3 protein-coding genes are annotated in these 5,305 nt (G+C 60.8%); 2 read left to right on the top strand and 1 reads right to left on the bottom strand.

Features of this window, described 5'->3' with window-relative positions; translation table 11 throughout:
• Both Q0M35_RS17120 and Q0M35_RS17115 read left to right on the top strand, forming a co-directional pair.
• Window positions 1-791: alpha-hydroxy acid oxidase (locus Q0M35_RS17120; RefSeq protein WP_295317475.1), on the top strand; the 791-nt coding region annotated here is incomplete at its 5' end.
• Window positions 792-978: 187 nt separating this feature from the next.
• Entirely contained in the window at window positions 979-4,419 is a 3,441-nt protein-coding gene (locus Q0M35_RS17115) for a pyruvate carboxylase (RefSeq protein ID WP_295317474.1), read from the top strand.
• Between the two features lie 86 nt (window positions 4,420-4,505).
• Here the strand turns inward: Q0M35_RS17115 and Q0M35_RS17110 are convergent.
• Window positions 4,506-5,305 (bottom strand): hypothetical protein (locus tag Q0M35_RS17110; protein ID WP_295317473.1); only part of this gene is annotated, 800 nt, incomplete at its 5' end.

Below are 5,305 nucleotides of genomic sequence, written 5' to 3'. Positions count from 1 at the left end.
CCGAAGATGTTGCACCGCATCTGGGGCCGCATGCCTGGTTTCAGCTCTACCCGCCGCGTGACGAAGAAATCCGCCGCGACATGCTGGCCCGCGCGAAAAAGGCAGGTTTCTCGACGCTGGTGCTCACCGCCGATGTGCCCGTCGCCTCGCGCCGCGAACGCCAGACCCGCTCAGGGCTCACGAGCCCGCCACGCCTGACGCCGCGCCTGATGGCTCAGGTGGCCCTGCGCCCTGCCTGGGCGCTCGGCATGGCACAGCGCGGGATGCCACACATGCGCATGCTCGACGCTTATGCAAATGCCACCACCAAAGGGCTCTCACCCACCGCACATGTCGGATATTTACTGCGCACCTCTCCCGATCACGACTACGTCTGCTGGCTGCGCGATCACTGGGACGGCAATCTGATGGTCAAAGGCGTGCTGCGCGCCGAAGATGCTGAAGCACTGGAGAACGCCGGTGTGGATGCGCTCTGGGTGTCCAATCATGCCGGACGGCAGTTCGACGCAGCCCCCGCAACCATCGATGTCCTGCCGCAGATCCGCGCCGCCACCCGACTGCCACTGATCTTTGATTCCGGTGTTGAGGGCGGTCTCGACATCCTGCGCGCACTGGCGTCAGGCGCAGATTTCATCATGCTGGGCCGGGCCTTTCACTTTGCACTGGCCGCCCTTGGCCCTGACGGGATTGATCATCTGGTCGATATCCTGCGCAAAGATCTTGAAGCTAATATGGGACAGCTCGGGTCGCGGACCCTCTCTGATTTGCCCCGACCCTTTCACAAAGACTGAACCCGCGCCAACTATCCCGGGACAACTCCGCAGATAGCCAGCAACGAGCCGCCCCCTCTGCCCCCTTTACATTCCCGCGCAGAAATGCGGCACTGCAGCATCTGATACACCTGCCTGCTCAACGATGTCGCCCCGCCGGAGCGCGCGCCCCGGGCAGGTCAAAACGACCCGAAATGCGAGACACCCTATGCCCGATTTCAGCAAGATTCTTATCGCCAACCGTGGCGAGATTGCCATCCGCATCATGCGCGCGGCAAACGAGATGGGCAAAAAGACGGTGGCAGTCTATGCCGAAGAGGACAAGCTGGGGCTGCACCGGTTCAAGGCCGATGAAGCATATCGCATCGGCGAGGGTCTCGGGCCGGTCGCGGCCTATCTGAGCATCAACGAAATGATCCGCGTGGCCAAAGCCTCGGGTGCTGACGCGATCCACCCCGGATATGGTCTGCTCTCGGAAAATCCTGATTTCGTGGATGCCTGCGACCAGAACGGGATCGTCTTTATCGGACCGCGTGCCGAAACCATGCGCGCCCTTGGCGACAAGGCCTCCGCGCGTCGCGTCGCGGTAGAAGCCGGCGTCCCGGTGATCCCCGCCACCGACGTTCTGGGCGATGATATGAAGGCCATCAAAGCAGAGGCCAGAGAGGTCGGCTATCCGCTGATGCTCAAAGCCTCCTGGGGCGGCGGCGGGCGCGGGATGCGCCCGATTGAAGCAGAGAAGGAGCTTGAGGAGAAGGTCCGGGAAGGCCGTCGCGAGGCCGAGGCCGCCTTTGGCAACGGCGAGGGTTATCTCGAAAAGATGATCCTCAAAGCCCGCCACGTGGAAGTGCAGATTCTCGGCGACAAGCATGGCGGTATGTACCACCTTTACGAGCGCGACTGCTCAGTCCAGCGCCGCAACCAGAAGGTCGTGGAACGCGCCCCTGCCCCCTATCTGACCGACGAGCAGCGCGCCGAGGTGTGCGAACTTGGCTATAAGATCTGCAAACACGTCGATTATGAATGTGCCGGCACCGTCGAGTTTCTGATGGATATGGACGACGGCAGGTTTTACTTCATCGAAGTAAACCCGCGCGTTCAGGTCGAGCACACCGTTACCGAAGAGGTCACCGGCATCGATATTGTTCAGGCGCAGATCCTGATCGCCGAGGGCAAAACCATAGCCGAAGCCACCGGCAAGCCGACGCAGGAAGATGTACAACTCACCGGTCATGCGCTGCAAACCCGCATCACCACCGAAGACCCTCAGAACAATTTCATTCCCGACTATGGTCGCATCACAGCCTTCCGCGAAGCAACGGGCATGGGCATCCGGCTTGACGGTGGTACCGCTTATTCCGGAGGGGTGATCACACGCTATTATGACAGTTTGCTCGTCAAGGTGACTGCCAAGGCGCAGACCCCTGAGGCTGCGATTGCGAGGATGGATCGCGCGCTTCGCGAATTCCGGATCAGAGGTGTCTCAACCAATATTGCCTTTGTCGAAAACCTGCTGAAGCACCCGACCTTCCTCGACAATACATACCACACCAAGTTCATCGACCAGACGCCTGAGCTCTTCCAGTTCTCGCGTCGCCGCGACCGGGGCACCAAGGTGCTGACCTATATCGCCGACATTACAGTGAACGGGCATCCGGAAACCAAAAGCCACCCGCGCCCGGCAGCCCACGTGAAAGACCCGCGTCCGCCCGCCGCGAAAGCAGAGCCAATGATGGGCACCCGCAACCTGCTGGAGCAAAAGGGCCCGCAGGGGGTCGCCGACTGGATGAAACAACAACGCCAGCTGCTGATCACCGACACCACCATGCGTGACGGGCACCAGTCGCTGCTGGCCACCCGGATGCGCAGCCACGATATGATCAAGGTGGCGCCGGCCTATTCCGCGAACCTGCCACAGCTTTTCTCGGTTGAGTGCTGGGGCGGTGCGACCTTCGATGTGGCCTACCGGTTCCTGCAGGAATGTCCCTGGCAACGGTTGCGCGATCTGCGCGCGCGGATGCCAAATCTGATGACGCAGATGCTGCTGCGCGCCTCAAACGGTGTCGGATATACCAATTACCCCGACAATGTGGTGCAGGAATTCGTGCGGGTCGCCGCCGGCACCGGCGTGGATGTATTCCGCGTATTCGACAGCCTCAACTGGGTTGAGAACATGCGCGTCGCAATGGATGCGGTGATCGAAGCCGGCAAGGTGTGCGAGGGCTCGATTTGCTACACCGGCGACATCAACGATCCCGACCGGGCAAAATATAACCTGAAATACTACGTCGACATGGGCAAAGAGCTGCGCGATGCCGGCGCACATGTGCTGGGCCTCAAAGACATGGCCGGCCTGCTGAAACCCGCTGCTGCCCGTCAGCTCATCCGTGCGCTCAAAACCGAAGTGGGCCTGCCCATCCATTTCCACACGCATGACACAGCCGGCGTGGCCTGTGCCACGATCCTCGCCGCGTCCGAGGCGGGTGTGGACGCAGTGGACTGCGCGATGGACGCGCTCTCTGGCAATACCAGCCAGGCGACGCTGGGCTCGGTCGTCGAAGCGCTGCGCCACACAGACCGCGACACAGGATTGTCAATGCAGGCCGTGCGCGAGATTTCTGACTACTGGGAAGAGGTGCGCGGCCACTATGCGGCCTTTGAAACCGGCATGCAGGCGCCCTCCTCCGAGGTTTATCTTCACGAAATGCCCGGCGGGCAGTTCACCAATCTCAAGGCACAGGCCGCATCGCTCGGGCTTGAAGACCGCTGGCCCGAAGTGGCGCGCACCTATGCCGACGTGAATCAGATGTTTGGCGATATTGTCAAAGTGACCCCCTCCTCAAAGGTTGTCGGGGACATGGCGCTGATGATGGTGGCCCAGGGCCTGACCCGGTCTGACGTTGAAGATCCGGCAACGGATGTCTCTTTCCCGGACAGCGTTATTGATATGATGCGCGGAAATCTCGGCCAGCCTCCGGGCGGCTTTCCGGACGGGATCGTGAAAAAGGTGCTGAAAGACGAGAAACCCAACGTTGAGCGCCCCGGTAAGCACCTCAAGCCCACCGATCTTGAAGCACTTCGCAAAGAAGCCTCCGAGGCGATGGAGGGCAAACCCGTCGATGATGAAGACCTCTCCGGCTATCTGATGTATCCGAAAGTGTTCCTCGACTATATGGGCCGGCACCGCACCTATGGCCCGGTGCGGACACTGCCGACGCGCACCTTCTTTTATGGCATGGAGCCAGGCGAGGAAATCACGGCCGAGATCGACCCGGGCAAAACGCTGGAAATCCGGCTGCAGGCCGTGGGCGAGACCAATGAGGATGGTGAGGTCAAAGTATTCTTTGAGCTCAACGGCCAGCCGCGCGTTATCCGTGTGCCAAACCGGCTGGTCAAAGCGACGACACAGCAGCGCCCCAAAGCCGAAACCGGCAATGCCAACCACATCGGCGCGCCCATGCCCGGGGTTGTGGCCTCTGTCGCGGCAAGAGAAGGAGCAAGGGTCAATGCCGGCGATCTGCTGCTGACCATCGAAGCGATGAAAATGGAAACCGGCATCCACGCCGAACGCGCCGCCGTTGTGAAAGCGGTGCATGTGCAGCCTGGCGGCCAGATCGACGCGAAGGATCTGCTTGTCGAACTGGAGTAGGGCCCGGACCGGACTCCACAGGCACAAACGACAAAGAGGCGCCCCGGAGGCGCCCCTTTTAATTTCGAACCCGAAAAGGGTTTGGATCAGACCAGAGGAATAAGGTCTTCCTCGAACTCGCCGGCCGCAGGGTCGTCACCATATGTCGTGTCATAACCCATGTCTTCCAGAGCCGCGACCGTCAGGCTGGAGATAACATTCTCGGATGCATTGAGCCTCGGGGACAGAATTTCTTCGGGGAACACACCGTGGTCCCAGTGATCGCCGTCTGAATCGAGCGGCACACCCTGCGCTGAAAGATCGTCGGTCTGCGCGATGGAGGCGAATTCGTCGTTGTAGGCCTGGATTGCATTCTCTCCTGTGAAGCGAAGGCTGCCATCAATGTTTTCGACAACGCCGCCGCCACCCCAGGTCGTGCCAAAGCCCATCGCGTGCATGATCTCATGAAACGCGAAATCCCCGACAACACCGTGTGTTTCCATTGTTCCCAGATCGGCTTCGTCCAGGCGGACAACGCCTTCGGTAGTCAGGCCACTTTCCACACGCACGGCGGTTGCGCCGCCACGGGCAAAAACACCACCGGCTCCGCCGAGGTTTTCAATCGTCGCCGTGATGTGCAGATCGTCCACACCGTCCTCATCCGGCACGTCACCAACGACATAATCGCTGACCGTCTCCGCACCGTCGATGAACGCCTGCTTCAGGCTGTCGGTCCAGCCGTCGCCGACAAAGTTGATGGAAATGTTGTATCCGTTCGGGCTGTCGAGGCCGGTGACCCAGTCCGCATTGTCTGTTTTGTAATTATCTGACGCGGGCGCCGGTGCAGGCTCTGGCGCCGGCTCTTCTGCAACGGGCGTCTGTGCTACAGGCTCCTCGGCAGGCTGCT

The organism is Roseobacter sp. (assembly GCF_024639605.1).
GTDB lineage: Bacteria > Pseudomonadota > Alphaproteobacteria > Rhodobacterales > Rhodobacteraceae > Roseobacter.
The sequence above is the reverse complement of the archived record's forward strand: the minus strand, read 5'-3'. Positions and strand labels throughout refer to the sequence as shown.